We start from the raw sequence: 25,812 nt of genomic DNA on the forward strand, positions 1-25,812 counted from the left end.
GAGCGAGCCGGCCACGGCGGCGGCGGAGAGGGCGAGGAGGAGGGTCTTTCGGCAGTTGTTCCGGTAAGTCGTCATGGTGCAAGGGTTGTTGAGCGGACGGCTGTTTCCCATGTGGCAGGCAGGCATCCCCGGGTGGGGGTATCCCCCGACGCGCCGTTCAGGAGCGGAGCGATCTGGTCCCGGCTGCCTTCATCTCATGGACAGTCGTTTCCGCAAGAGTCGCCAGTACATGGTTCTCCTCCATCGCGGCGACGGCACGACGATGCAGGGGACCGACAACACGGCCGAAGTCCTCTCGCACGTCCGCGTCGGGCCAGATGACGGAAATGCTCGAGAAAGCCGCCCGGCTCAACTCCCGCGTCTGCCGACGCCGATCCTGCGCCAGGAGAGATTCTCCCCTCGTCCGCAATTCATGGAGCAGCCAAAGGCCGTCCTCCTCTGTCCTCGGCCTCACCGCGATGGCCCCACGCTTCGGAACGGCGGGAACCATGGTCCGGAGCACCTTCATAACGCCGGGTTTGGTGGCGACGAGGAGTCCCGGAACTCCGTCAAGCCCTGCGGGATCGACCGCTGTCCGGCTTGTGAGTCCAACAAGGTAGGGAAGCGAGCTCTGAAGGATTTCCTGCGGAGCGACATGCGCGACGGCCGGGAGTTGCCGCGACACCCGATAGGCCGATACGTCGGTCACTGCGCCACCGATGTCCGCGACCTCGCCACATCGCGAAATTGCATAACCGAGTCCTGATTCCCGCAGGTCGCGGAAGCGGGCATCGGCCAACTCAACGGCGGTCACCGCGATCCTGTCATTCACCGCAATCTTCTGGTCGATCACCTCCAACCGGTCCAGGATGCGCTCGCGAACCGCACGTGGCGGCAGCGGAACGGGCAACTGACGCAGGACGCGGATTCCCAGAGTGCTCTGTGCGGCCTTCGTCATCCGGCTCTCACACCATTCGCGGACATGAGGAGTCCTGAGCCAGAACCGGATCCACTGACCGATACGATGCGCATGACCCGCCTCATTGATTTTCACGACGCCCACCGAGCGAGCCGCATTCCAACCGCTGTGCTCCCGATCGACCACCGCCGCCTCACCGAAGCGCCCCACCACGACGAGGACAACGTCGCCCGAAGAGAGCCAGGTCCTGTGATGCATCTCGTGAATCCTGGTGGTGATACGGAGTTGTGGTTCCGCCCGAAGACGGCCGTCAGCAATACCCCCGGCCTGCAACAGGGGAACGCCGCCGGCGCAGTATGGGCCGGGCTCCACAATCCCGTAGGTCACGTTGTCCACGCCCGGCAGATCCGACAGTTTCTTCTCGCTCCACTCGGGTGACGCGAGTTGCAGCCAATGTGTCTCCAGGTCGCTCATGTCTCGTCCAGGAGAGTCCGTAGCCGCTGTTCCAGATGGTGCGCATCCTCGAAGAGCGTGTAGAGCTCACGGGTCAGTTCTGCGGTACGGCCGACGTGAGCGGGTTCAGCGACTTCCGTGCCGGAACTGAGAACGTAACGCGAGGGCCTGAGGTCATACCCCGCGGCCTCTATGTCCGTCCGGGACACCGAACGGCACCAACCGGTCACATCCTCGTACGTGTCAGGACGTCCGGGCCCTGCGTAGTCGCCACGCCAGGTGCTGAAGGTCGTGGCAATGCGCTGGATGTCCTCCTCGGCGAGTGCACGGTACCCCCGGATCTCCGGCCTCACCGTCGAACCGGCGTCGATGAAGAGCACCTGCTCACTTCGTGAATGATGCCCCCAGCCAAGGCGCTTCCTGTCCTCGCAGAGAATCCAGACGCAGGCAGAGGTGCGGGCGTGCGGGAAGATCTCCTTGGGAAGCGCCACCAGCGCGGCAAGGACATCGGATTCGACCAACCCTTTCCGGATCTCCAGGTCGACCGAACGGGCCCCCGTCGCAGCGCTGTCGGCCATGAGCACCACCGCACGACCGGTATCGGAGAGTTCGTCCACAGCGCGCTGGACCCAGGCGAAGTTGGCGTTGTCCCTGGGTGGCTCACCAAATCGCCAGCCCGAATCGGCTCCCGGAGCCCGGTCTCCCCAATTGCTCACATTGAAAGGCGGATTGACCAGGACCAGGTCGCACTCCAACGAGGGCCCACCGAAACGCCGAAGACTGTCGGTGGGACCCCGACCAAGGTCTCCGCGAAGTCCGTTCGCAGCGAGATTCATGGCCGCGATCTGGCGCGCTTCGTTGTTGATGTCCCTCCCCATCAGGACGAGATCGTCCTCTCCGTCTGTCTTCGCACGGACCTGACGTGCCGCCTCGACGAGGAACCCGCCGGATCCGCACGCCGGATCAAGGACCCGCTCTCCCAACTTTGGGGAGGCCAGGCTCACCATGAGCCGCGCGATGTGCGGCGGAGTGAAGTAGTTGCCGCCTTCGCCGAGTCGACGGGAGTAACGCCCCAGGCACGCGTCAAACAATTCGGCCGACGCCGGCGCACGGTGGACCGCTTGGACGAGTTCCGCGAGCGCGTGGTCTGCCTGTTCCGACAGTTGAGGCATGTTGAAGAGACCACGTCCGTGCAGCCCCACCCGTTCGGCGACACTCGCCTCGTCCCATGCCTCACGCAGAACATCCTCCGCGGTCACAGCCAAGTCGCCGCCAGTCACCTGTCGTGCGCATTCCACCAGGCGGGACCAGCCGTCCTCCCTCATGGCCCGCTCCGACGGAACTTCGGGATCCGAATCGTCCCGAGCGACATCCCCGGCGGTGAGGCTTCGGAGCACAACCATCCGCAGGACCAGCTGATACTCGAATGTCGGTGTGACATGGCCACGGAGGACATCCAGCGCCCTCCACACCTCGACGAACGAATCCGATGCCTGCGAACTTCCTTGCGGCTGATTGGACATGGCCGCGCCCTGCTGTCCGTCCGTCATGACTGCTCCAGCCAAGTCGCGACCAGCAAGGCCAATGTCATGGTCCCGGCGAAGGCGATCGCCCCGCCTCGGGCCGCCGCCGGGACTGCGACTCCGTCCCTCACGTGGAGGAAGCCCGTAAAGAGGGCAACCACCAGCGACGCGAGCACCATGACCAGCAACACAAGGACCCTGAGTTCCACTTCACCTCTCCGCTTCTCTGAGAACACACCGTCAACTCATCACCCCGGCAAGCCTCGTCGGGAGGTCGAGCGATGTCTTCGACGCTAGTGGGACTGCCCCCGCGTCGCCTAGAGCAGCATGTTTGGGTTTCCTTCCAGAGACCCGGAGAAGCACCACTTCGCGGTCATCGGCAGAAGCTCAGGCAGCGCCTGCCTCGCTCAGAAACGGACTCGGTGTCCCCGACCACGACACGTACAGCCCGTCCCTGGCTCGGGTACACGCCACGAAGAGCAGGCAGCGTTCGGCCGTCACATCCGCCTCGTGCTGAAGTCGGTCGAGTTCGACCGGAGTGATCGCCCCTGGATACGGCATCGCCCCATCATGAGTCCCGATCACCGCCACGCAGCGGAACTCCAGCCCCTTGAAGGAGTGCATGGTGCCGATCCGGACGGCTTCGGTGTCGTCCGATGCGCTCCCCCGCAGACGTACGACGGGTACGCCCGCGGCACGCAAGCGCTCGGCCGCCCGATCACATGCCTTGTTGAATCGCGCGCTGACGCCGATGTCGCCAGGTGAGACCCCGTCGTCGATCCAGCGGCGGACACGCTCCACGAGCGCGTCGAGCTCGGCGTCCTCCGACGCGGCGGCGTGTACGTCGGGACCGTTGCCGTGCAGCGCGGAACGGTAGCCGAGCAGAGTCTCGTTTCGGCTGTCGTCCGCCAGCTGTTCGAAGGGGCGGCCCACGAGAAGGGCGGTGGACCAGCTCAGGATCTCGTGCGTGGAGCGGTAGTTCTTGCGCATCTTCGTCGACCGGCCTGCGACCTTGATACCGACTGTCTTCAGGGACACCTTCGAGTCGTAGATGCGCTGGTGCGGGTCGCCCGCGATGAACAGGTCGTCGGGACGGCCGGGTACAGCCATCCTGAGAAGTCGCCACTGGGCGGGGTGCAGGTCCTGCGCCTCGTCGACGACCACGTGCCGGTAGCGGGGACCGTCCGACTCCAGCTGATCGGCGGCCTCCGCACAAGTGCCGAGGTAGGTACGCAATCCGTCGGTGGCGAGCCGATCGGTGAACTCCTCGACGGTGCGCCACACCGACGCGCGAGCCGAAGCCGGCAGGGCGCTGCCGCGTCCGCGCCGCTCGCACGCCTGGTACTCCTCCCATGTGCGCAGGTGCTGCGCGAGGATGACGTGCTTGTACTCCTGGGCGAGGAACTGGCCAGTGCCGGTGAACCCCGTCGTCTCGGCTGCCGCGGTCCAGCGCGAGTCCTCCTCTCCACCGCGAAGTGGCCGACGCGAGGTCGACACGACCCGGCCGGCGAACGCGTCCACGGTCATGATGTCCACCCGGTCCCGCAGCACCTCGTCCTCGACCAGAGCGGCAAGGCCGCTGCGCAGTGCGCCGACAAGGGCGTTGGTGTAGGTCGTCAACAGGATGCGGTCACCGTCGCGCAGGTGCCCGAGCAGATGCCGTACGCGATGCAGCGCGACGACCGTCTTGCCGGTACCGGGGCCGCCGGTGACCTGGGCGGGCCCGGAGTACGACGCCCGGTAGGCGACCTTGTGCTGCGAGGGATGGAGGAAGACCCGCCAGGCGGCAAAGGGCTTGTCCAGGATGTCGCGCAACTCCTCGGACGCGGTGACGAGGGCGATGCGGGTCCGGGTGCGGTGGATGGCCGTGTCGAAGTCCGCTGTGTCCACCGGCTCGTCGGACGGCGCGGTCGTGGAGAGGCTGACGGAGACGACGTCCCGCCACACCTCTTCCACCGTGAATCCCGCGGCCAGGTACTCAAGGACTTCGCGCTGGTCCTGAGGGAAGTACGGCGCGAAGACCTCCAGCTGTTCGACGTCGGTGAGCACGCGAGCCTGACGCAGAGTCGTGTCGTCGATCCCGAGCGCCGCCAAATCCCCGTCCGAGACCTTGGCGAACAACCGCCGGTCCGCGTCGGGGGCGATGCGCTCGTAGGCGGGCGTCAGCTCGTCGAGCATGGCGATGTCACGGATCTCGACGGCACGGGTGACGGTGTTGATGCTCGCCTTCTGCTTGATCGCCCAGTCGATCGCCTTGTCGTGCGGCATCACCCGCAGCAGTACGTAGGTGTCGCCGCTGTCGGGCGCGAGCACGACCCCGCGGGTCCCCTGATCGATCCGGATGGTTCGGATGTGCCGGTCACGTGCACGCTTCAACGTCTCCAGCTTCAGCCCTGGATCCTTGAACAACTCGTCCAGGGTCAACCGCTCGAACTTCTCCCAGGCGTCGAACACACCCTGCTTGACGGTGCCTTGAAGCTTGGCGAGCTGTGCACAGAAGCCGATGTCGAAAGCCAGATGGGGCATGGTGGGCTGTTCTCTCCTCCCCGCGCAGGGCGCAGGCTCAGGTGGCGTTCCCGTCGAGGTCCAGACGGATCAAGGCAAGTGCCTCGGCCACTTCTTCGGTCATTTCGTCGGCAGGCCCGAACACCAGGCGCAGGTCGTCATGGAGAGGTCCGAGAATCAGATCCGCCTCGGAGGCCTGTCCCTGGGCAAGAAGCAGCATTCCGATGTCGCGACGGAGCTCTACGGCTTCCTCACTCACGTCGCCGTCGACGGCCCGTACGACATCGAGTACACCGCGCAGGGCTGCCAACGCGTCGGTGACATGGCCGAGTTCACCGCGGCAGCGGGCGGCCTGGGCCCGGCGCGCAGCGTGGCCCACACGGTCTTGCCCGGCCCATCGAAGCGGGGGTACCAACCCCAGTCGTCCGCGAGCGCTGCAACGAGGAGTAGCCCTCGGCCGCCGTCCGCGCCATCGGGTGGGTCAGGTGGACCGACGGGGGCGGGGGCTGGCTCGGGAAGCTTCTCGCCGCGGGTGTCGGTGACCTCCACGGCGACGCACGCGCCGCCGGATGCCTGCGCGACGGTCAGCCCCAACCTGAAGTCCCGGCCGGGCACGTGTCCGTGACACACGGCGTTCGCGCTGAGCTCCGCGACGATCAGCGTCAGCGCGTCGTGTGGCTCGCTGCCGTACGCGATCCCCCACGCGTCGAGACGTTCCCCGGCCAGGTGTCGAGCCAGGCCGGCACCACGTGGGGTTGAGGAGAAGCGCATCGTGAAGTGGTTTGTGGGGGCTGGGGGTTGAGTGGCGCGGATGGGACGTACGGGGAGAGGCGGTTTTCTGTTCATGCCCTCACGGTGACGCTCAGTGGCATAGCGTGACCAGGGGTGACTCGCCGTCGCGGACCGGTTGTACGCGTCGGCGTACGGCGTGTACGCGCATGGAACGGGTGTGGAACAGGTGACGGGATGACGACACGGGACGAGGCGGACGCGCAGGCGGATCCGGACGCGGATGCTGGGCAGCGGCCGGAGGACGAGCCTGGCTCTGGGGTGGTCATGGCCTTCGGCCGGCAGCTGAAGCTGCTGCGGGTACGGGCGGGCCTCGACCGTACGGAGTTCGGGAAGCGGGTGGGATACGCGGCCCAGTCGGTCGCATCCTTCGAGCAGGGCAGACGCATCCCGCAGCCGCGGTTCATCGACCGGGCGGATGATGTGCTGGATGCCGGGGGTGTGTTGAAGGCGCTGAAGGAGGAGGTGGCGCGGGCGCAGTACCCGGCGTTCTTCCGGGACGCGGCACGGCTGGAGGCGAAGGCGCTGGAGCTGTTCTTGTACGCGGTGAGCGCCGTGCCAGGCCTTCTACAGACAGAGGAGTACACGCGCGCTCTGCTGGCTATGCGGCGACCACTGCTTGACGAGGACACCATCGAGCAGCGTGTGGCAGCCCGCCTCGCGCGGCAAGAGATTCTCAATCGGTGGCCGGCACCCCTTATGAGCTTCGTGGTGGAGGAAGCAGTCCTGCGCAGGCCGTTCGGCGGAAACGATGTGCTGCGCGCGGTACTTGAACGGATTCTTCGCACAGGCCACAAGCGCAATGTAGAGATCCAGGTCATGCCGACCGACCGGGAAGACAACGCCGGAGTGGACGGGCCGTTCACCCTCATCACGCGCAAAGGCGGAGATCAGATCGCGTACCTGGAGGTTCAGGGGCGCAGCATCCTGCTGACCGACCGCAACGAGGTACGTTCCGTGGCGGCACGCTATGGGATTATCCGGTCTCAGGCTCTCACTCCACGGGAGTCCATGGGATTCGTCGAGAAGTTGCTGGGAGAGCTATGAACACCACCGACGCTTCTGCCACGGAAGACCTGACTTGGTTCAAGAGCAGCTACAGCGGGGCTGAAGGAGGCGAGTGCCTAGAGGTCGCCTGGCGAAAGAGCAGCTACAGCAGTGGCGAAGGCGGCGAGTGCGTCGAGGTCGGTGCCGCCCCCACCCACGTACACATCCGCGACTCTAAGCGGCTCACGGGACCCATGCTGACCGTGGGACCCGACGCATGGGCCGGGTTCGTGGGCCTGGTCGCCAACTGACTCGGTCTGCAAGCCAGGAGGGTCCCGCCACGCGCCGTACAAGCGCAGCGGCGGGGCCCTTCTGTCAGCCGGGTACCGGACTACGCCGCGTCCACGCCCTCTTCGCGGCGGATCATCCGCCAGGCCGCCCGGCGGGCGCTGCGGTCCAGGCTGGACTTGAAGCCCTTGTCCGGGCCGAAGTACTGGCGCCCCATGCCGGCCACACTGTCGATGTGGTCCGCCATCTTGTCGGCGAAGACCTTGTCGAAGACCTTGCCGAAGTTCTCCTCGTCGTTGACGACCGCAGCCGCCCGGACTTTGCCGTCCTCCTTGGCCTCCACGAAGGGCTGCCGGACGTCCTCTTCGGTGAAGTCCGTGCCGAACTTGGCGTTGAACTTGTCGATCAGCTCGGACAGCAGCGACTTCTCGGCCTCCGCCGCACCACCCCCACCGCCGCCGAAGCCCTTCAGCTCGGCCGGGCCTTCGGCGGTGAGCGACTTGTCGTGCTCGCCGATCTTCTCCACCCGCAGGTGACTGAGGTCGATCTCGCCTATGTCGACGCCGCCGTCGGCGCGCGGCGGGAGCCGGTGGAGGAGGTAGCGGCCATAGAGGTGGAGCCGCTCCAGCTCGGGGTCCCGATAGGGCACGATCTGCGCAAGGAAGCTGTACATGCGTACGTAGTCGTTGAGAGCCGAACGGAAGTCCTCTGCCGTCTTCACATCGTCCTCGTCCTCGCTCTCCTGAAGCGGGGTGAAGCGGGCCACGGCCGGGGAGAGCAGCCGATACAGCTCCGCGTGCGCCTTCTCCCACCTCGCCTGGGAGCCGGCCGCCTTCTCGTCCGCGTCGAAGTACGCGGCGGCGAACTCGTCCATCTCCGGCTCGGAGATGATCGGCGCCGACATGACCCGGTTCTGGGCCGTGTAAAGGAGATTCGGCTCGGTGGGCAGGGCCTGCGCCTCCTCGAAGTACGGGCGGAAGGCGTCCTGGATGTCGTCGGCGTCGTTGGTGAAGTCCAGGACCGCGAGGTCGGCCTGGCTCTTGCGCTCGGCGGTGCGGTTGAGGCGGGAGAGCGTCTGTACGGCGGAGATGCCGGTGAGCTTCTTATTGACGTACATCGTCGTCAGGAGCGGCTGGTCGAAGCCCGTCTGGTACTTGTCCGCGACGACGAGGATCTTGTACTCCTGCTGTCCTCGTCCGCCCGCGGCAACGGCCTTGTCGTCCGCGCGAACATACGCGAACGCCTTCGGCAGCCCGCTCTCGGAGATCCCGCCGTTCTCCTTCACCTCGGTGGTCTCGGCACCGTCGATGGTGAGTGAGCCCGAGATCGCGACGAGGACACCCAGGTCCGGGTACTTGGTGTCGTACTCCCGGTCTTTGATGTAGCTCTTGATCGCACGTGCCATCTGCACGGCGGAGTGCCGGGAGCCCGTGACCACCATGGCCTTGGCGCGCCCGCCGAGGCGGCCGCGCGAGTGCGTGACGAAGTGCTCGACGATCACCGTGGCGTGCTGCGAGACGGTGGACTCGTGCATGAGCGCATATCGGGCGAGCAGGCTGTTGGCCTTGGAGGATTCGACCTCGCGATCCTCCTCGTCCCTGTGCACCAGCTTCCAGTACGTGTTGTACGTGACGTAGTTGCGCAGTGGATCGAGGATGAAGCCTTCCTCGATGGCCTGGCGCATGGAGTACGTGTGGAAGGGGCGGTAGACCGCTTTGCCGTCCACGGTGTGTTCCGTGCCGAAGAGTTCGAGGGTCTTGGCCTTCGGGGTGGCGGTGAACGCGAAGTAGGAGAGGTTGGCCGCGCGTGAGCGTTCGAGGGCCTTCCGCTTCAGCTTCTTCTCGACGGGGACGGCGACGGATGTCGCGCCTTCGTCGTCGGAGTCTGCGTCCAGGCCGAGTTCACGCAACGCGGCGCGTACGGCGGTGGCCGCGTCACCGGACTGCGAGGAGTGCGCCTCGTCCAGGATGATCGCGAAGCTGACGCCCTTGATCTCCGTGGGGTTGCGCTTGATGTAGTCGATCAGCGCGGGGAACGAGTGCAGCGTGACGGTGACGATCTTGCCCGTGTCGCGGGAGAGGGCACGGGCGAGCTGTTCGCTCTTCGCGCCGTGCTTCTCGTCGACCTTCACGACGAGGCCTTCGGTCTGCGAGAAACTGCCGACAGTTTCGCGGAGTTGGGCGTCCAGGTTGCGGCGGTCGGTGATGACGATGACCTTGTCGAAGACTCGCACGCCGGGCGTGATTCGTCCGGCAGCCACGGCCTCGGGGTTGAGCATGCGCGGGTCGGTGTCGGCGTGCAGGTCACTGAGGCGGTGAGCGAGCCAACCGATGGTGTTCGACTTGCCGGAGCCGGCGGAGGCCATGATCAGGTAGTTCTGACCGGGGCCGTGGGCGGCGGCGTGGGCGGTCAGCTTCTTGACCGCGTCCCACTGCTGGAAGCGAGGGAAGATCGTCTTCTTCGTTGTGCCGCCGCTGGGCGTCTTCGTCTTCTGCTGGTGCACGAACCGTTGCAGCAGGTCAAGCCAGTTGTCCGGCGCCCAGACCTGCTCCCAGAGGTAGGAGGTGGCGTACGTGCCGGGGGTGCTCGGATCGGGGTTGCCAGCCCCGCCGGGCTGGCCGGCGCCGTTGGAACCGGTGTTGAAGGGCAGGAACCGCGTCTTCGCACCGCGGAGTTGGGTCGTCACGAAGACGAGGTCCGGGTCTATGGCGAAGTTCGCGATGACACGACGGGTGAAGATCAGCTCGGTGGGGTCGCGCTCGGTGCGGTACTGCTCCTTGGCGTGCTCAACACCCTGCCGCGTGAGCGGGTTCTTCAACTCGGCGGTGGCGACGGGGATTCCGTTGAGGAACAGGGTCAGGTCGAGTTCGTTGCCCTGGTCCGCTTGCTTGGCCGCGTAGCGCAGTTCGCGTACGACGGTGAGGCGGTTGGCACGGTAGCCGTTCAGGACGGAGTCGTCAGGTACGAGGTTCGGCTTGAAGTACGCGACGCGGAGCCGGACGCCTCGGTCCTTGAGCCCGTTACGGAGGACGGTGAGCAGCCCGTCCTCGCTGATGGCCTTGTCGAGGCGCTGTGCGAAGCCGCGTTGGGCCTCGGTGTAGCTGCCGCCGTAGACGGAGAGGAGTTCTTTCCACTCGTCGGGCTGAGTCAGCTCGATGAACGCGAACAACTCGTCTGGGTCCAGCCCGAGTTCGGCCTGGTACGCCTGGGGCGTGCCCTCGCGCCAGCCGCGCTCGGTCATGGCGGCGACTATGGCGTTCCCGAACGCCGCCTCATCGTGTGCGGGGCTCATGGCTAGACTCCGTCCGTTACGTTGCGTCCGCTGGCGGTGGAGACGTCGAACTGGCCGGTTACGGCGGCGGTGATGAGGGCTTGACGGCGTTCGGCGAACAAATGCATCTGAGTCGCGAGTGCCTTACGTGTTCGAGTGATCGCCGCCCGCAGCCTCTCGTACTCGTTCACGACTCGATGTTGCTGTTCGAGGCTGAGCTGCGGTACGGGAAAATCCAGGACCTTTGAGCTGCTCGTGGTGGCGATCCCTACCTGATTTGATGTGAACCGAAAGTATCGCCGCCCATGGGTAGCTGCCAGCAGTGCAGAGAAGTAGGTCGGCAAAAGTCTGTTTTGATTTGCACGGATCGCGAAGACGTGATTCTGGTGGACCATGTTCGCGATCTCACCTTTCCAAACTGCCCCTCGCCCGAGGTTGTCTGGGTTCCCGTTCGCTTCGGTCATGACGACATCCCCAGGACGCAGGGTCGAGCGTCTAGCCATATCTGGCGGGATCGTGATGGTCTTCACCTCGGAGAGGTCCACCCATTCACCCTGAACATTAGCCACGCGCAAATAAGGAAACTCGGCATCGCTAGCACCTCGTTCGCGAGCACCGTGAACCGTTACCCCGGACTGCACGCGAGCCATATAACCCAATCGGGCCGTCGCTAGCCGAGCAGGAAGCCAAGGCCACGTCTCGTCGCGATCCGTGGAAGAACTGATGCCAGGTGTTGTGAGCTCTGAAACAGCGGAAATGTAGCGCTCTTCCAGCCTGGAGGACTGTCGCATGCGAAGGTCAACAAGTCTATCGATTCGGCCAGTCTCTGCGGCGAGGAAGTCAGAAATGCGATGCTGTTCCAGCATATTCGGCAACTCGATTGGCATGGCAAGAAGATCTTCGTTCGCGAAGTTCATCTGAGACTCAGCCATGCCGGTCTTTCGGGCATCCAGGAAAGCCTGAGGCCGAGGAGTAGCAAGACTCCAAGCCAGAAAGCGCGGATCAACCGCATTTGAGTCGGGGCGCAACAAGATCATTTTTCCTGAGACGGCAAGCCGTCCAGGCGAATTACTCACGTGCGCTGCCACACCCACTCGATGTCGCGGACCCGCTTTCGTGACTACGACATCTCCCACTCTTACTTCAGCGTCTCGAAGACCCCAGAACTGCTCGGGCAAGACCTTGTGCTGACCGGGGTCCCAACCACGCCACGTGATAGCTGTCGTCTTGAGGACACCCCACTCCTGATCACCTTGGATATTCCGGTCGTCGCAGTTGGGGCTTGGACCACAGGCTGTATGCGAAACGAGCCAGCGAAGACGCTGAACTGACCTATGTGACCCGTGGGACATCACTTCACCACCTCGTTCAGCAGCGCCTGAATTTCGGACTCAAGCATTTTCAATTCCGCATCAATCTCCGCCAAAGGCCGCGGCGGCTCATACACGTAAAAATGCCGTGTGAACGGAATCTCGTACCCCATCTTCGTCTTCCCGTGATCAATCCACGCGTCCGGCACATGCGGGTGCACCTCCCGCTTCAGGTACTCCTCGATGTCTTCCCCCAACGGCACGTTCTCGTAGTCCCGCAGCTCCCCGTCCGGCTCCGCCTGCCCCTTGATCTTCTGGACCTCGCCCTCCGGGTCCCGGACGCCGATCGCGTCCCGCAGCGCCTTGTTGAACGGCGCTCCCGTCGGCCACGTCGTGCCCGCCGCGACCGCCGCGTCCTTCAGGGCGACCCACGCCTCCGACTTCGTCGCCCACGACCGCACGTCCATCGACTCGAACGCGTCGAAGAGCATCGACGCGTTCGGAAGCTTCTGGATGACCTTGGACGCCTCCAGCGCCGCCAGCGTCTCCTCCGTCACCTCGAACCGCAGCTTCAACGGCCTTTCCACCGTGATCCGTTGGTATCCGAACGCCGAATTGTCGAAGACCTTCACCTTGCCGTGCAGCGGGTGGTCCGCGTTCGCCGCGACCGACACCGCGTCCCCGTACAGGCGCGTGATGTCGCCGATGTGGTCCGGGGTGCCGCCCTCCCCGTCACCCAGCATCTTGCGCTTGTCGCCCAGCGACTTCCGCATCTTCTGCCACTGGTCGCGCGCGTCCAGGAGCACGACCTTGCCCTTGTGCTGGTCGTCCTTGCGGTTCGTGAGGATCCAGAAGTACGTGGAGATGCCGGTGTTGTAGAAGAGCTGGTCCGGCAGCGCGACGATCGCCTCAAGCCAGTCGTTCTCCAGGATCCAGCGCCGGATCTCCGATTCGCCCGAACCCGCCGCCCCCGTGAACAGTGGGGAGCCGTTGAAGACGATCGCGATGCGCGAACCGCCCTTACCGTTGACATCCACCGGCTTCATCATCGAGATCATGTGCTGGAGGAAGAGCAGCGACCCATCGTTGATGCGGGGCAGACCCGCGCCGAAGCGGCCGGCGTCGCCGAGGTTCTCGTGTTCGTACTCGACCTCGCTTCTGACCTTTTTCCACTCCACTCCGAACGGGGGGTTGGCAAGCAGGTAGTCGAACTTCGCGCCCTTCTCCTGACCAGGATTGGAGAAGGAGTTGCCGAACGCGATGTTCTCCGGGTCCTGGCCCTTGATCATGAGGTCGGAACGGCAGATCGCCCACGACTCCGGGTTGAGCTCCTGCCCGTACACCTCCACCGTGGCGTCGGGGTTGTGCGCCGTGATGTGGTCCTCGGCCGCACTGAGCATGCCCCCCGTACCGCACGCCGGGTCCATGACCGTGCGGACGACGCCCGGTACGCTCAGCGCGTCCCCGTCGGGCGCGATCAGCAGGTTGACCATGAGCTTGATGACTTCGCGCGGGGTGAAGTGCTCGCCCGCGGTCTCGTTGGACTGCTCGGCGAAGCGGCGGATCAGTTCTTCGAAGATGTAGCCCATGTTGTGGTTCGGCACGACTTCTGGACGCAGGTCCAGGTCGGTGAACTTGCCGATGACCTTGTAGAGCAGGTCCGCGTTGTCGAGGCGCTTGACCTGCTGTGCGAACTCGTACTGCTCCAGCACCTCGCGGGCGTTGTCGGAGAAGGAACCGACGTACAGCTGAAGGTTCGCCGCCATGCCGTGCGGGTCGCCCGCAATGGTCTTCAGCGTCAGCGCGCTCTTGTTGTAGAAGGAGTGCCCCGATGCGCGCCGCAGGAAGTGATCGGCGTCGATCTCCTGGTCCTTGTACTTCGCCACCGTCTCGGCGACCTTCTGGCGCGTCGGTTCAAGAACGCACTCCAGGCGGCGCAGCACCGTGAACGGCAGGATGACCTTGCCGTAGTCCGACTGCTTGTAGTCGCCGCGCAGGAGATCGGCTACGGACCAGGCGTGGTTCGCGAGTTCCGTGTGCTTGCTGCTGTTCAAAGGATTTCCCCGGTTTCCTTCCACTACGTACCGCCCATCACGGGACGGATGGGCCTCAAGTGTGGTCGATCGGCTGAGCCGACGGCTGGTTTCAGGCAGATTCGGAGTCCGACTCGCGGTCGGAGGAGGGCGGCAGCAGGGCGCCCGTCGTCAGCCCCGCGCTCACCGCGCCCATCGCCTCCATCGCCAGGTCGGCGACCCGCAATGCACCCGCCCGCAGTTCATGAACGCGGCGGAACGCCTCGCCGTACCGCCGCTGTTCTTCGAGCGGCAGCAAGGGGACGCGCAGGCGGCTCGGGTTGACGTGCACGGCGGCGGTGCCGGTGGAGGCCGCCGCAATGTTGTCCTCGGTCCCGACGAATCCCGCGAGGAACCACGGGTCCAGCCGGGCCGGGTCGGGCCGCAGCAGGTGAAGACGCGGGCCCAGCAGAGCGCCCGCGTCCCGGCCGTCGGCGACGCGGGTCATCGGGCGCCGGACACCGGTTGGGGCGTCACCGCGCAGGATGACGTCTCCCTCGGCCACGGTCTGCGCGGCCTCCGAGCCGAGGCATTCGGCAGGTCCCGAGGGCGGGCGCCCGGCCGAGACGTCGTCTGCGGTCAGTACGGACGCACCCGCCCGCATATGCTCCGGCGTCCCGTCTCGTACGGAATCCTGCGAGACCGGCAGCACGGCCGCCCCCCGCAGCAACGTCAAAGCACCGCCCCGCGCGAGGTCCGCCACCGTCGCCGTACGCCACGTATCGGCCGATGCATCGGGCGACGGCTGCCACTTCCCGTGGACAGTGGCGGCGGCGAGAGCGGCCAGCTGCTCGTTCAACTGGCTGTGCAGGTCCGCTACACGCCGGGCCAGTGTCTCGGGGTCGATGTCCGTGGCCGTCACTCGCACGTGGCGGGCCGGCGTGAGGTCGACGACGTCTCCGAGAAGGTCGATGACGCGTACGGCTCGGGCTACGCCCGGCTCGTCCGTGAACGCGTCCGGGTCGGCCGAGAACGCCGTCCACTGGTCAAGAACACGCGCTGTCAGGGCCGGCCAGTTGATCAGCTCCTTGCGGACACCACCGCCCGGTGTGCTCGTCCGTTCCCTCTCACCGCTGACGAACAGCACCGACTGCCGCTCCGTGCCCCCCGGTTCGGGACGCCGCAGCACCCACACATGCAGGCCGATGTGGAGAGGCGGGGCCACGCCCGCCGGGAGGGAGACGACCGCGCGCAGTGCGCCGCACCGGACGAGTTCCGCCCGGACACGACGGGCCGAGGTCCTTGAAGCGAGAGCGGGCGGCAGCAACAGGACCGCCAGGCCGCCGGACGCGACGTGCGCCAACGCGTGTTGCACCCAAGCCAGTTCGGATTCCGAACGGGGTGGCGGCCCGTACGCCCACCTCGGGTCGTACGCGAGTTCCTCGTGGCCCCAGTCCCGGTCACCGAAGGGGGGATTGCACAGGACGGCGTCCACCGTGAGATCGGAGAACGCGTCGGCGCGCAGGCTGTCGCCCACGCTGACCGTGGCCGCGCCCGCCCAGCCACCCATCGGCTCGGAAGCCCTGGTGGGATCAGTGGCCGACGAGGTTTCCAGCAGCAGATGTACGGCCGCGCGCTGTGCCTGTACGGCTACGACGTCCTGGCCGTACAGCTCGTACGCTCCCCGGCGGGCCGCCGCGGCGAGCAGCGTGCCGCTGCCGCAGGCGGGGTCGAAGACCGAGCCTGCGTCGACCGGCAGGAGGCCCGCCATGAGTGTGGCCAGTTCTCCTGGTGTCTCGTATGTGCCGGTGGCCGCGCTCTCGTCCAGCTCGCGCTCGGCCAGGACATCGAGAGCGGCCTGCGGTCCGGCCTGGTGTACGCACCGCAGGAGTGCACGGACGACTTTCGCGTCCTTGGCGCCGTAACGGACGCGTTCAACCACGGGGACCGCGTCCCGCAGACGGTCGGCGTCGGCGGCGGCGAGGGCGATCAGCTCGTCGTCGGGTGCGGCGGTGAGCTCCGCCAGTTCCTCGGGGGTGCGGCGGGAAGCGGCGGCCACCGAGACCATCAGGCGTACGGCAAGGCCGGAGCCGCCGTGCAGGCGCAGGACCGTGCGCAACTCCTCGGCGGGGGAGGCGGCGGAGGTGTGACCGCGGTTCTCCAGCCAGTCCTGCACCGTCCGCAGGTCGTACAGCGGGCTGCTCTCGGTGCCCCCGACCGGCACAGGGAAGTTCTCGTGCCGGCGGCGCCAGTTGCTGACCGTGGCGCGCGTGACTCCCGCGATACGCGAGATCTCGGCAGCCGTCACCTGCGGCGAAGACGAAGGCTGCGAGTGCTGCGTGGACGACGGCTGGCGCATGGCGTGGGGTCCTGGCCTCTCAGAAGTGAACTGTTAACAACTTACACCAGCGACAATCACCGTCAACTAGTTTGACAGTGCTTTCACTTACTTGTTTACTCCTACTTGCTTACCAAAGAGCAAGCGGCCGACGACGTGCCCCGTCGGAACACCACCCCATCAAGGAGCTGCCATGCGCCTCACCATGCCCACCACCGTCATCGAGGGGACCCGGATCACCGTCATGCCGTTCCGCGAGAACGCGGTCATCGGGACGGTCTCTCTTCCCGCGCTGCTCCAGATCGTTCCGTCCCCTCGCCGCGAGGAGGACCAGAAGTTACTGAAGACCGCATCCGGCCAGGTGCGCCAGCACGCCGAAATCCGCGCGCAGGTCCAGCGCACACTGAAGTCGACGGGGAAGGGCAAGAACGCCACGTCGTACGCCGAGTACATCGCTGCGGGCATCAACGGCGAGTGGGCGGACGCATGGTCGCTGCCGCCGATGACCCTCTGGCATGCCGGCGACATCGCCGCGATCAGTGACGAGCTGGTGTCCGGCACCGGGCTGCGAACCGTCACCATCGCTCCCGGCGCGACCGTCGTCGCGGTCGACGGCGAGACTCAACTGACCGCCTGGCACGATCTGTTCGACAACCCGGAGAAGTTCGGGCTCGCCTACGAACAGCTCATGGCAGTGCGCATCCCGTTCGAGATGTACGTGGGCCTGTCCGCGGCCGATGCCCGGCAGATCTTCCACGACCGCAACGTCCTCGGGATCGAGGTCTCCAAGAACCTCTCCATGTCCATGGATCAGCGCGACCTGGCCACTCAGCTCGCCCACCGCGTGGCCGAAGCGGTCAAGGTCGAGATCGACGGCAAGAGCGTGCCGTTCAGCAAGCTCGTCAATGCCACCAAGCGCCAGGTCGGCAAGACGGACGCCGAGGTGGTGACTCTCTCCGCGCTGCGAGCGCTCGTCATCACCACGGTGTACGGACGCTCCGGACTGAACCTCTCGTCGGAGACGATCCACGAGGACGACCTGCCTGCGGGAACCAACGGCGAACTCGTCGAGCGCACAGTCGTCGCGCTCCTGGCGGGCCTCATCGCCGATCACACCAACGCCTTCACTTCTCGTAGCGCCATCACGGCTCCTGCCGTGATCGCCGGAGTCGGCGTCGCCGCTCACCACGCCACCCCGTGGGCCGACTCCCTCCATCGCACGAGCGCCGATGACTTGAACAGGCTGCTGTCCGGCGTTCGCTGGGAGCGGGAGGCCGCGTACTGGGATGGCATCGCTGCCAAGACGGGCACTACCGGGCGCCTCAACTTCAGTGGTGGCGTCAAGGACTCGGGCGGGCGGGTCGCCGACGCGATCCTCTACCCGGCCACCGAATCGGGCCGGAAGATCCGCGGCCTTCAGGCGTAGCCGAGTCGGAAGGCGGGGACGCCGCGCCGTTACCATCACAACCGTCCAGCGCTCGTTCCCGCCGGAAAGACCGCGTCCGACGACAGCCATGACCACCCTGCGGTTCGCGGCGTCAGGCTGATGCGAGCCGGACCCGCCGTAGCTCCTCCAACCGATATGAAAAGGTGCTCGGGACACCTATCGGGTGACCGGCCTGAACCGCCCGGTCGGACCAAGCCCGCCGGGACCGCACCACACGGGGGATTTCCATGCGCGGTACGACCGCCTCGCTGTGCCTTGCCACAGCCCTGCTCCTGGCCACCGGCGCCACCGGCTGTTCCGACGACGGCGAGGACCCGCCGCTGGAGGTCGGGACCACCGTCACGCGGGAGTTGGAGGGCGGCGGCAAGGCCGCGTACACGCTCAAGAGCGTGGTCGATCCGGCCGAGATGAAGCCCGGGGAGCTGCCGTCGTTCCTGGAGGGAGGGTCCTGGGCCGCGTTGGAGCTGAGTTTTGAGAACGTCGGCTCGAAGGACATCGAGGAGCGCCCCCGGTACCGGACGCACGTCGCACCCCGCGAGGGTGAGGAGCCTCTCGGCACGACCGCCACCGACTTCGAACCCGTTCAGGGACCGGCGCTGCCCCAGGTCGTACGGCTCAAGCCCGGTGAGAGCGCCGAGGGGTTCCTCGTCATGGAGGTCGGACGGCCGGGGCCGGTCGTCGGCACGGTCACGTACTCGCCGGGCCGCAGCGGAGACATCGTCTGGCGGGTCGACTGACGGGCACCGTCACCAGTCACGCTCGGCCACCACCTCCTCCAGATCCGCTTCAGCGAACCCGTAGGCCGAGACGACGAATGCGAAGTCCCCGGCTATGACGTCACGGGCCATGGTCTCGATCTCGCTCCCCGCCGCCCAGAACTCCTCCTGCAACGCGTTGAACTCCAGCGTCGCGCCCACGGTCAGCGCGTACAGCCCCGCCAGATCGGCCGGCCGCTCCGCCTCGATGCGCGCGCACAGCCGCAGCAGGATGTCCCGCCCCTTGTCCAGGAGGTGATCGGGAAAGTAGTCGGACGGATACAGCGCCCGCAGAAACTCACGCCCCGCCACCTGCTGGTTCGTGATCGACACGATGATCCCCATCCCCCCTCGAAGAGCCGATGCGCCGATCCTGCACCACGGGTCTGACAACGCCGGGCCGGTCAGGTGGTGCAGCAGTCGTCCGGCGGTCCCGGTGTGTCGAGGCGGCAGAAGCACGACGCGTTGATCGGAACGTCCGCCAGGGCGGTCGCGGTCGTGAGTTGGTGGGACACGAGTTGGGCCTCGCCCGTCCTGCCGAGGCGTACCAGGCACTCGTGGAAACCGTGCAGCGCCCAGACGTTGCCGGGGTGCCGGGAGGGTCTGGGGAGTGTGGTGTCGAGGCCGAGGTCCGCCCGGTAGACGGCTTCGGCCTCCGCGACGCGGCCCTGTTCGAGCAGCAGGGCCCCGTACGCGTGGCGGGTCGGCTGCATCCAGCCCCAGGGCTCGTCGAAGGGGAGGCCGTCGTCGAGCGCGATCGAGCGTTCCAGCGCGGCGAAGGCCGGGTCGTACTCGCCCTTGCGGTAGTGGAGTTCGCCGTCGAGCATCGCGGAGGCGACGCCGAGGATGTCCCGGCAGGTGTTGTTGAACAGCATCCGGGACTCGGGCACGCGCCCGACGGCGAGACGGAAGGCGTCGCGCTCGGCCTCGGCCTCGGGGACGCGTCCGGTCGCCGAGTACGCCACTCCCCGGGCGTACCGGATCATCGCGGTGGTGACGGCGTACAGCTCGGCGTCGGCCGGCAGCGGCAGGGCGAGGATCTCCGCCCACCGGCCGAAACGGATGAGCACATGCACCCGCATGGCCAGGAAACCTTCGAGCCAGTCCGCCATCGGCGGGCTCTGCACGCGCAGCAACTCCTCCGGGATGGAGGCTTCGAGCTCCGCGGCGGTCTCCAGGGCTGTCCGGGACTGTCCCAGGAACATCGCTCCGTAGATCTTGAAGTGGTAGTTGTGCGAGCGGTAGAGCGTGTAGAAGTTCATCGCGCCGGCCCGCCGCCGGTACCGCTCGTCGGCCCTGATGGCTTCGCTGTTGGCCGACACGACGCGCCGGTAGTCACCGCACAGCACGTCGAGATGTGACGGCATGTGGTGCAGATGACCCGCGTCCGGCATGGCCCCGCGCAGCCGGTCGGCGACCACCAGGGCGTCCTCCGGGGTCGGGGACATCTCCATCAGATGGATGTACAGGTGCAGGGCGCCGGGGTGGTCGGCCCCGGCGTCGCTCCGCAGCGCCCGGTCGAGGACCGCCTTGGCCTCCGTCGTACGGGCACCCTCCGCGGGCTCGCCGGTACGCAGATCCCAGAGCCGCCAGGGGGTGAGGTTCATCAGCGCGTCGGCGTAAAGGGCGGCGATGTCGGGGTCACCGGGCGCGAGTTCGTACACGCCGCGCATCGCCTCGGCGTAGGGCGGGTTCCATACCGAGCAGTCCGCCGGGGCCTCCGGCCGCGGGTAGCGGGCGCGGAGCGCCTCGACCAGGGCGCGTTCGACGGGTGTCGCGCCGGCGCCGGCGGCGCGGGCCCGTTCGACGGCGGCGTGAGTCCTGCGGACGGTCCGCTCCAGGTCGAGCGGGTCGAACGAGTCCCACGGCTTGTTGTAGTTGGGCCCCAGCGCGTACGCGACGCCCCAGTGGGCCATGGCGCATCCGGGATCGGCCTCGGCCGCCGCCTCGAAACAGCTCACGGCCTCCTCGTGGTTGAACGCGTACGTCCACGCCAGCCCGCGGTCGAACCAGCGCTGCGCATCGGTCGAACGCGTGGACACCGGCCGCGTGAGTGTCCCGAGGTCGAAGTACTCCATGAACGTCTCCTTCGAAGGGTGTGCCGCCCGACCGACGCGCGCGTGATCTTACGGTCCCGTGACATGCCGTGGCGGGTACCGACCGCTCCGTGATCGCGCGCCTAGCGTGGGCCGCATGCGTGTACTTGTCACCGGCGGAGCCGGGTTCATCGGGTCGGAGATCGCCACCGGCCTCGTGTCGCGTGGTCATGAGGTCGTCGTGTACGACGTGATGCTGCCCGCCGCGCACGGCGGGGCCCCGCCCCGGCGGATGCGGGACGGGGAGCGGCTGGTCGTCGGGGACGTACGGGACCGGGACGCGCTGGCGGGGGCGCTCGCCGGGGTGGACGCCGTCTGCCATCAGGCCGCGATGGTCGGCCTCGGCAAGGACTTCGCCGACGCGCCCGCGTACGTGGGGTGCAACGACCTCGGTACGGCGGTGCTGCTCGCCGCCATGGCCGACGCGGGCGTGCGCGCGCTGGTGCTCGCCGGGTCGATGGTCGTCTACGGCGAGGGGCGCTACGACTGCCCGCGCCACGGCGTGGTCCGCCCGGCTCCGCGCGCCGCCGCCGATCTGGAAGCCGGGCACTTCGAGCCCAACTGTCCTTCCTGCGGCGCCGAGTTGGTGCCGGGCCTCGTCACGGAGGACGCGCCGGCCGATCCCCGCAACGTGTACGCCGCGACCAAGCTCACGCAGGAGCACCTGGCCTCGTCGTGGGCGCGGGCCACCGGCGGGCGCGCCGTGTCCCTGCGGTACCACAACGTCTACGGGCCGGGGATGCCCCGCGACACCCCGTACGCGGGGGTCGCCTCCTTCTTCCGGTCCGCGCTGGCGCGCGGCGAGGCGCCCCGCGTCTACGAGGACGGCGGCCAGCGGCGGGACTTCGTGCACGTACGGGACGTGGCCGCCGCCAACGCCGTGGCGCTCGACGCGGTGTGCGCGACCGGTTCCCCGGGCTTCGCCCCGTACAACACCGGCAGCGGCGAGCCGCACACCATCGGCGAGATGGCGGCCGCGCTGGCGGCGGCGCACGGCGGGCCCGCGCCCGTCGTCACCGGCGAGTACCGCCTCGGGGACGTCCGCCATGTCACCGCCGACTCGCAGGCGCTGCGCGACGAGCTGGACTGGAAGCCGGAGGTGGGCTTCGCCGAGGGCATGGCGGAGTTCGCGACGGCGCCGCTACGCGAGACGGGACGCGTAGTCCACCAGTCGCGCCTGTAGTTCCGGGTACGGCGTCGCGTCGGGGACGGTGCCGCCGCCCCGTACCGCCTCCGCGACCGCGACCGCCGCGTGGAGCGCGGCGCGGTAGGGCAGGGAGCCCGTACTCACCCGGCGCACGCCCAGCTCCGCCAGCTCGGCGGTCGAGAGGGCGGGGGCCGCGAGGACGTTGAGGGGTACGGGGACGGCCGCCACCAGTTCGCGCAGCACGGCGGGTTCCAGGGCGCCGGGGACGAACACGCCGTCCGCGCCCGCCTCGACGTAACGCGCGGCGCGTTCGAGCGTCGCGGCGACGGTGGCGTCCTGGCCGAGCCAGTAGGTGTCGACGCGGGCGTTGACGAACACTTCCGGGCAGCGCCGCTTCACCGCCGCGACCTTGGCGGCGTGCGCGGCAGGGTCGATCAGCGTCCCGTCGGTGCTGTCCTCGATGTTGACGCCCGCGACGTCCGCCACGTCGGTGCCGGCCGCGGCGAGCGTGGAGACGTACGCGGCGACCTCGTCCGGGTCGTCGCTGTAGCCGTCCTCGATGTCCACGCTGACATGCACCGGCAGCGGCGCCAGGGCCCTGGCCAGCGCGACGTTCGCGTCACGCGTGGACCGGCCGCCGTCCGGACGGCCGAGCCCGGAGGCGACGCCGAAGCTCGTCGTCCCGACGGCCTCGAACCCGGCGCCGGCGAAGGCGAGCGCCGAGGGGACGTCCCAGGCGTTGGGGAGGACCAAGGGCGCGGTGCGGTGGTGAAGTTCGCGGAAGCTGAGTGCGGTGGGGGAAGTCATGGACGAACCGTACGGAGCGCTCGCCGCCCGGCGGTGACCGCGGGGCGTCGGGCGTGTCCGGCCGGATCCGGGTCAGGCGGCGGGGAGCGTCACCTCGAAGCAGCAGCCTCCGGCCACGTTGCGGACCGCCGCCCGGCCCGCGTGGGCCTCCACGATGCCTCGTACGATCGCGAGGCCGAGGCCCGCGCCGGCCGGGGGTGTGCGGGCGTCGCTGCCGCGCCAGCCCGTGTCGAACACGCGCGGGAGGTCCTCCTCCGGTATTCCGCCGCAGCCGTCGGTCACCGAGAGCACGACCCCGCCCTCGGCGTGCCGCGCGGCGACGGCGACCGTGCCGTCGGCGGGGGTCCGGCGGATGGCGTTGACCAGCAGATTACCGAGGACCCGGCTCATCTCCTTGCTGTCGACCTCCACCGGTACGGCGTCGATACGGTCGCCCACGAGCCGTACGCCCAGCTCGCGCGCCAGCGGGTCGGCACCGGCCAGGGCGTCGCCGACCAGGTCGTACACGGAGATACGGGTGGGGGTCAGGGTGAGCGATCCCGCGTGGATCCGGGAGAGTTCGAAGAGGTCGCCGACCATGTCGTTCATGCGCTCGACCTCGGTCCGTATCTGCCGCAGATAGCGCGGGGAGTCGACGGCCATGCCGTCCTCCAGCGCCTCCGACATGGCGCGCAGCCCGGCCAGGGGTGTGCGCAGATCGTGCGAGATCCACGCGACGAGTTCGCGCCGGGAGGTCTCCAGCGCGCGCTCACGCTCGCGCGAACTGTCGAGCTTGGCGCTGGTGGCAGCCAACTCGCGGGTCAGCGCGTCCAGTTCGGCCGTCGCGGGCTCGACGGGCGCCGCGAAGACACCGCCGTCGCCGAACGACCTGGCGGCCAGGGTCAGATCCCTGCTGCGGGCGACCATCCATCTCCCGAGGAGGACGGCGGTGACGAGCGAGACGACGGCGGCCATGGCGACGACCGTGGTGACCACGCTCAGATCGTGCGGCGACAGGAACATCGCCCAGGCGACGGCGAGCGTCCCGGCGAGCATCGCGGTCACGGCGACGGCGGCGACGACGGTCACCGACACGACGAGCGACCGGTGCCGGAACAGGCGCAGGGCGAGGGCCCCGAGGAGGCCGGCCGCGGCGGCGCCGAGAAACGCGATGAGGGCGATGAGAAGCATGTCGGTCATGACCGGGCGGACCTCCGGGGGCCGGGTGAGGGGTCCGGCGAGGGGTCCGGTGACCGGCGGGGCGGCGTATCCGGCGAGGCTGCCGGGGTGCCGACCGGGGTGCCGGGTACGTCTACCGCGCCGAGTGCGGCACGCACGTCCGGGACGTCTACCGCGCCGTGTGCGCGGACCGCCGGGGGCTCGGCCGGGGTGCCCCGAACGCCTCCCACGCCGGGTGCGGCACGCACGTCCCGAACGCCTTCCACGCCGTGAGCGGCACCCGCGTCCGGAACGCCTTCCACGCCGTGAGCGGCACCCGCGTCCGGAACGTCTACCGCGCCGTGTGCGCGGACCGCCGGGGGCTCGGCCGGGGTGCCCGGAACGCCTACCGCGCCGTGAGCGGCACGCGCGTCCTGTGGCGGAGGCACCGCGCCCCCGTTCCCGGCCGCGGCCTCCGGCTCCGGCTCCGGCTCCGGCTCCGGCTCCGTCAAGCGGTAGCCGACGCCCCACACCGTCTGGATCAACCGGGGCCGGGCCGGGTCGTGTTCGATCTTGGCGCGGAGGCGGCGGACGTGGACCGTGACCGTCGACAGGTCGCCGAAGTCCCAGCCCCAGACCTCGCTCATCAGCTCCTCGCGCGTGAACGCCCGCCCCGGGTGACGCAGGAAGAAGGCGAGCAGGTCGAACTCCCGCAGAGTGAGGGCGAGTTCGGCGCCCTCACGGGTTGCGCGCCGCGCTACGGGGTCGAGCGAGAGCGTCGCCGTACGCAGCACGCCCGCCGCCGGTGACGTACCCGGCGCGGGGACCGGCAGTCGCGCCCGGCGCAGCACCGATTCCACGCGCAGTACCAACTCCCGTGGACTGAACGGCTTGGTGACGTAGTCGTCCGCTCCCGTCTCCAGCCCCAGTACGCGGTCCTCCTCGTCCCCGCGCGCCGTCAGCATGATCACCGGTACCGGGCCGCCCTGTTCGCGCATCCGGCGGCAGACCTCGAAACCGTCCATGCCGGGCAGCATCAGGTCCAGGACGACCAAGTCCGGCCGCCGGCGGGCGAATCGCGCGAGCGCGGACGGGCCGTCGGCGGCGCGTGCGACGTCGTGACCGGCCCGGTCGAGGTAGCCGGCGACGACCTCGGCGACGGTCGGATCGTCGTCGACGACGAGGACATGGGCGGATGCCTGCCCGTTCGTGCCGTGACCACGGTCGCCGCCGATGGGATTGCTCTGCATACGTCCACCTTCCCACCGCGTCCCGCGCGACCGACCGCGCGAGCGCCCGGATCGGCCGAACGTCCGTGTTTCGTAAGGTCCAGAAGTCCGTTATGCGGCCTTACGATCCGTAGGGTGAGCGCCGTGACCCACCTCACTGATCTCACCGCCGATGTCGTTCTGCCCTGTCTCGACGAGGCAGCCGCGCTGCCATGGGTGCTGGAACACATCCCTGTCGGCTGGCGCGCGATCGTCGTCGACAACGGTTCCACGGACGGATCGGCGGACGTCGCACGCTCGTTCGGCGCCACCGTCGTCCACGAGCCGCGACGGGGTTTCGGTGCGGCCTGCCACGCGGGCCTCCTCGCGTCCGACGCCGAGTACGTCTGCTTCTGCGACTGCGACGCCTCCCTCGACCCCGGCCTCCTCACCGGCTTTGTCAGCCAAATCGCCTGCGGTGAAACCGACTTGATGCTGGGCCGCCGCCGCCCGCAGGGCCGTGGTGCCTGGCCCGCGCACGCCCGCGCCGGCAATCTCGCCCTCTCCCGGATGCTGCGCCGCCGCACCGGCGTGACGCTGCGCGACCTCGGCCCCCTGCGCGCCGCGCGCCGCGAAGACCTGCTGGCGCTGGGCCTGACCGACCGACGCAGCGGCTACCCGCTGGAGATGGTGGTGCGCGCGGTCGACGCCGGACTGACGGTCACCGAGACCGACGTGCCCTACCGGCCGCGTACGGGGAAGTCCAAGGTCACCGGCACCTGGCGGGGCACCTGGCACGCGGTACGCGACATGCGGGCCGTACTGAACCGCCCACCCGCGC

General features: G+C 68.1%; 18 protein-coding genes and 2 pseudogenes. 6 read left to right on the plus strand and 14 right to left on the minus strand.

The genetic code is table 11. The annotated features are described in order from the left end of the window. Positions 1-157: 157 nt before the first annotated feature. From GXP76_RS19735 to GXP76_RS19755, 5 genes and pseudogenes are all read right to left on the minus strand, one after another. Complete coding sequence (locus GXP76_RS19735; protein ID WP_242572877.1) at positions 158-1,372, minus strand: hypothetical protein; 1,215 nt, start codon at positions 1,370-1,372, stop codon at positions 158-160. Continuing rightward, on the minus strand, positions 1,369-2,901 hold the full coding sequence (locus GXP76_RS19740; protein WP_242572878.1) for an N-6 DNA methylase: 1,533 nt from the start codon (positions 2,899-2,901) through the stop codon (positions 1,369-1,371). Before GXP76_RS19740 ends, GXP76_RS19735 begins: the two co-directional genes overlap by 4 nt. A 360-nt stretch (positions 2,902-3,261) precedes the next feature. Beyond that, the gene (locus GXP76_RS19745) at positions 3,262-5,400 is read right to left on the minus strand and encodes a UvrD-helicase domain-containing protein (RefSeq protein ID WP_242572879.1); all 2,139 of its coding nucleotides are present in this window, start codon (positions 5,398-5,400) and stop codon (positions 3,262-3,264) included. Between the two features lie 37 nt (positions 5,401-5,437). Beyond that, positions 5,438-5,746: pseudogene (locus tag GXP76_RS19750) on the minus strand (serine/threonine protein kinase); the annotation flags it as partial. Further along, complete coding sequence (locus GXP76_RS19755) at positions 5,635-6,225, minus strand: ATP-binding protein (RefSeq protein WP_242572880.1); 591 nt, start codon at positions 6,223-6,225, stop codon at positions 5,635-5,637. The pseudogene GXP76_RS19750 and the gene GXP76_RS19755, both read right to left, overlap by 112 nt. 120 nt (positions 6,226-6,345) lie before the next feature. Here GXP76_RS19755 and GXP76_RS19760 point away from each other — a divergent pair, with 120 nt between their 5' ends. Both GXP76_RS19760 and GXP76_RS19765 read left to right on the plus strand, forming a co-directional pair. Then, a complete protein-coding gene (locus GXP76_RS19760; RefSeq protein WP_242572881.1) occupies positions 6,346-7,215 on the plus strand; it encodes a helix-turn-helix transcriptional regulator in 870 nt (289 codons plus the stop codon). Then, on the plus strand, positions 7,212-7,466 hold the full coding sequence (locus GXP76_RS19765) for a DUF397 domain-containing protein (RefSeq protein ID WP_242572882.1): 255 nt from the start codon (positions 7,212-7,214) through the stop codon (positions 7,464-7,466). Before GXP76_RS19760 ends, GXP76_RS19765 begins: the two co-directional genes overlap by 4 nt. 80 nt (positions 7,467-7,546) lie before the next feature. On the opposite strand, the gene GXP76_RS19770 is transcribed toward GXP76_RS19765, so the two are convergent. From GXP76_RS19770 to GXP76_RS19785, 4 genes are all read right to left on the minus strand, one after another. Further along, complete coding sequence (locus GXP76_RS19770; protein ID WP_242572883.1) at positions 7,547-10,735, minus strand: type I restriction endonuclease subunit R; 3,189 nt, start codon at positions 10,733-10,735, stop codon at positions 7,547-7,549. Between the two features lie 2 nt (positions 10,736-10,737). Further along, positions 10,738-11,802 (minus strand): hypothetical protein, encoded by a 1,065-nt coding sequence (locus GXP76_RS19775; protein WP_242572884.1) that lies wholly within the window; start codon positions 11,800-11,802, stop codon positions 10,738-10,740. A gap of 263 nt (positions 11,803-12,065) precedes the next feature. Continuing rightward, positions 12,066-14,078: a class I SAM-dependent DNA methyltransferase gene (locus GXP76_RS19780; RefSeq protein WP_242572885.1), complete on the minus strand. Its 2,013-nt coding sequence runs from the start codon at positions 14,076-14,078 to the stop codon at positions 12,066-12,068. A 91-nt stretch (positions 14,079-14,169) separates the two neighbouring features. After that, positions 14,170-16,395, minus strand: coding sequence for an N-6 DNA methylase (locus GXP76_RS19785; RefSeq protein ID WP_242572886.1), 2,226 nt, complete (start codon positions 16,393-16,395; stop codon positions 14,170-14,172). Between the two features lie 172 nt (positions 16,396-16,567). On the opposite strand from GXP76_RS19785, the gene GXP76_RS19790 reads away from it, so the two are divergent. Together GXP76_RS19790 and GXP76_RS19795 are read left to right on the plus strand one after the other, a co-directional pair. Beyond that, the gene (locus tag GXP76_RS19790) at positions 16,568-17,800 is read left to right on the plus strand and encodes a DNA sulfur modification protein DndB (protein WP_242572887.1); all 1,233 of its coding nucleotides are present in this window, start codon (positions 16,568-16,570) and stop codon (positions 17,798-17,800) included. Between the two features lie 248 nt (positions 17,801-18,048). Next, positions 18,049-18,558, plus strand: coding sequence for a hypothetical protein (locus GXP76_RS19795; RefSeq protein WP_242572888.1), 510 nt, complete (start codon positions 18,049-18,051; stop codon positions 18,556-18,558). A gap of 9 nt (positions 18,559-18,567) precedes the next feature. Here GXP76_RS19795 and GXP76_RS19800 read toward each other — a convergent pair whose 3' ends face one another. Both GXP76_RS19800 and GXP76_RS19805 read right to left on the minus strand, forming a co-directional pair. Then, positions 18,568-18,909 carry a DUF5713 family protein gene (locus tag GXP76_RS19800; protein WP_242572889.1) on the minus strand — a complete coding sequence of 114 codons (342 nt, stop codon included), beginning with the start codon at positions 18,907-18,909 and terminating at the stop codon, positions 18,568-18,570. A gap of 71 nt (positions 18,910-18,980) precedes the next feature. Continuing rightward, complete coding sequence (locus GXP76_RS19805) at positions 18,981-20,654, minus strand: tetratricopeptide repeat protein (protein ID WP_242572890.1); 1,674 nt, start codon at positions 20,652-20,654, stop codon at positions 18,981-18,983. Positions 20,655-20,769: 115 nt separating this feature from the next. On the opposite strand from GXP76_RS19805, the gene GXP76_RS19810 reads away from it, so the two are divergent. Beyond that, positions 20,770-21,855: an NAD(P)-dependent oxidoreductase gene (locus tag GXP76_RS19810; RefSeq protein WP_242572891.1), complete on the plus strand. Its 1,086-nt coding sequence runs from the start codon at positions 20,770-20,772 to the stop codon at positions 21,853-21,855. Here the strand turns inward: GXP76_RS19810 and GXP76_RS19815 are convergent. The 3 genes and pseudogenes from GXP76_RS19815 to GXP76_RS19825 all read right to left on the minus strand — a co-directional run. Then, complete coding sequence (locus GXP76_RS19815; RefSeq protein WP_242572892.1) at positions 21,814-22,626, minus strand: isocitrate lyase/phosphoenolpyruvate mutase family protein; 813 nt, start codon at positions 22,624-22,626, stop codon at positions 21,814-21,816. The genes GXP76_RS19810 and GXP76_RS19815 overlap by 42 nt on opposite strands. 72 nt (positions 22,627-22,698) lie before the next feature. Then, positions 22,699-23,805, minus strand: a complete 1,107-nt coding sequence (locus GXP76_RS19820; protein WP_242572893.1) for a sensor histidine kinase KdpD — start codon at positions 23,803-23,805, stop codon at positions 22,699-22,701. 463 nt (positions 23,806-24,268) lie between these two features. Further along, positions 24,269-25,013, minus strand: a pseudogene (locus tag GXP76_RS19825) (response regulator transcription factor); the annotation flags it as partial. Between the two features lie 123 nt (positions 25,014-25,136). Here GXP76_RS19825 and GXP76_RS19830 point away from each other — a divergent pair. Next, on the plus strand, positions 25,137-25,812 hold a 676-nt coding region (locus GXP76_RS19830; RefSeq protein WP_242572894.1), incomplete at its 3' end, for a glycosyltransferase family 2 protein.

This window comes from Streptomyces sp. NP-1717 (genome assembly GCF_022695985.1).
Classification (GTDB): Bacteria; Actinomycetota; Actinomycetes; order Streptomycetales; family Streptomycetaceae; genus Streptomyces.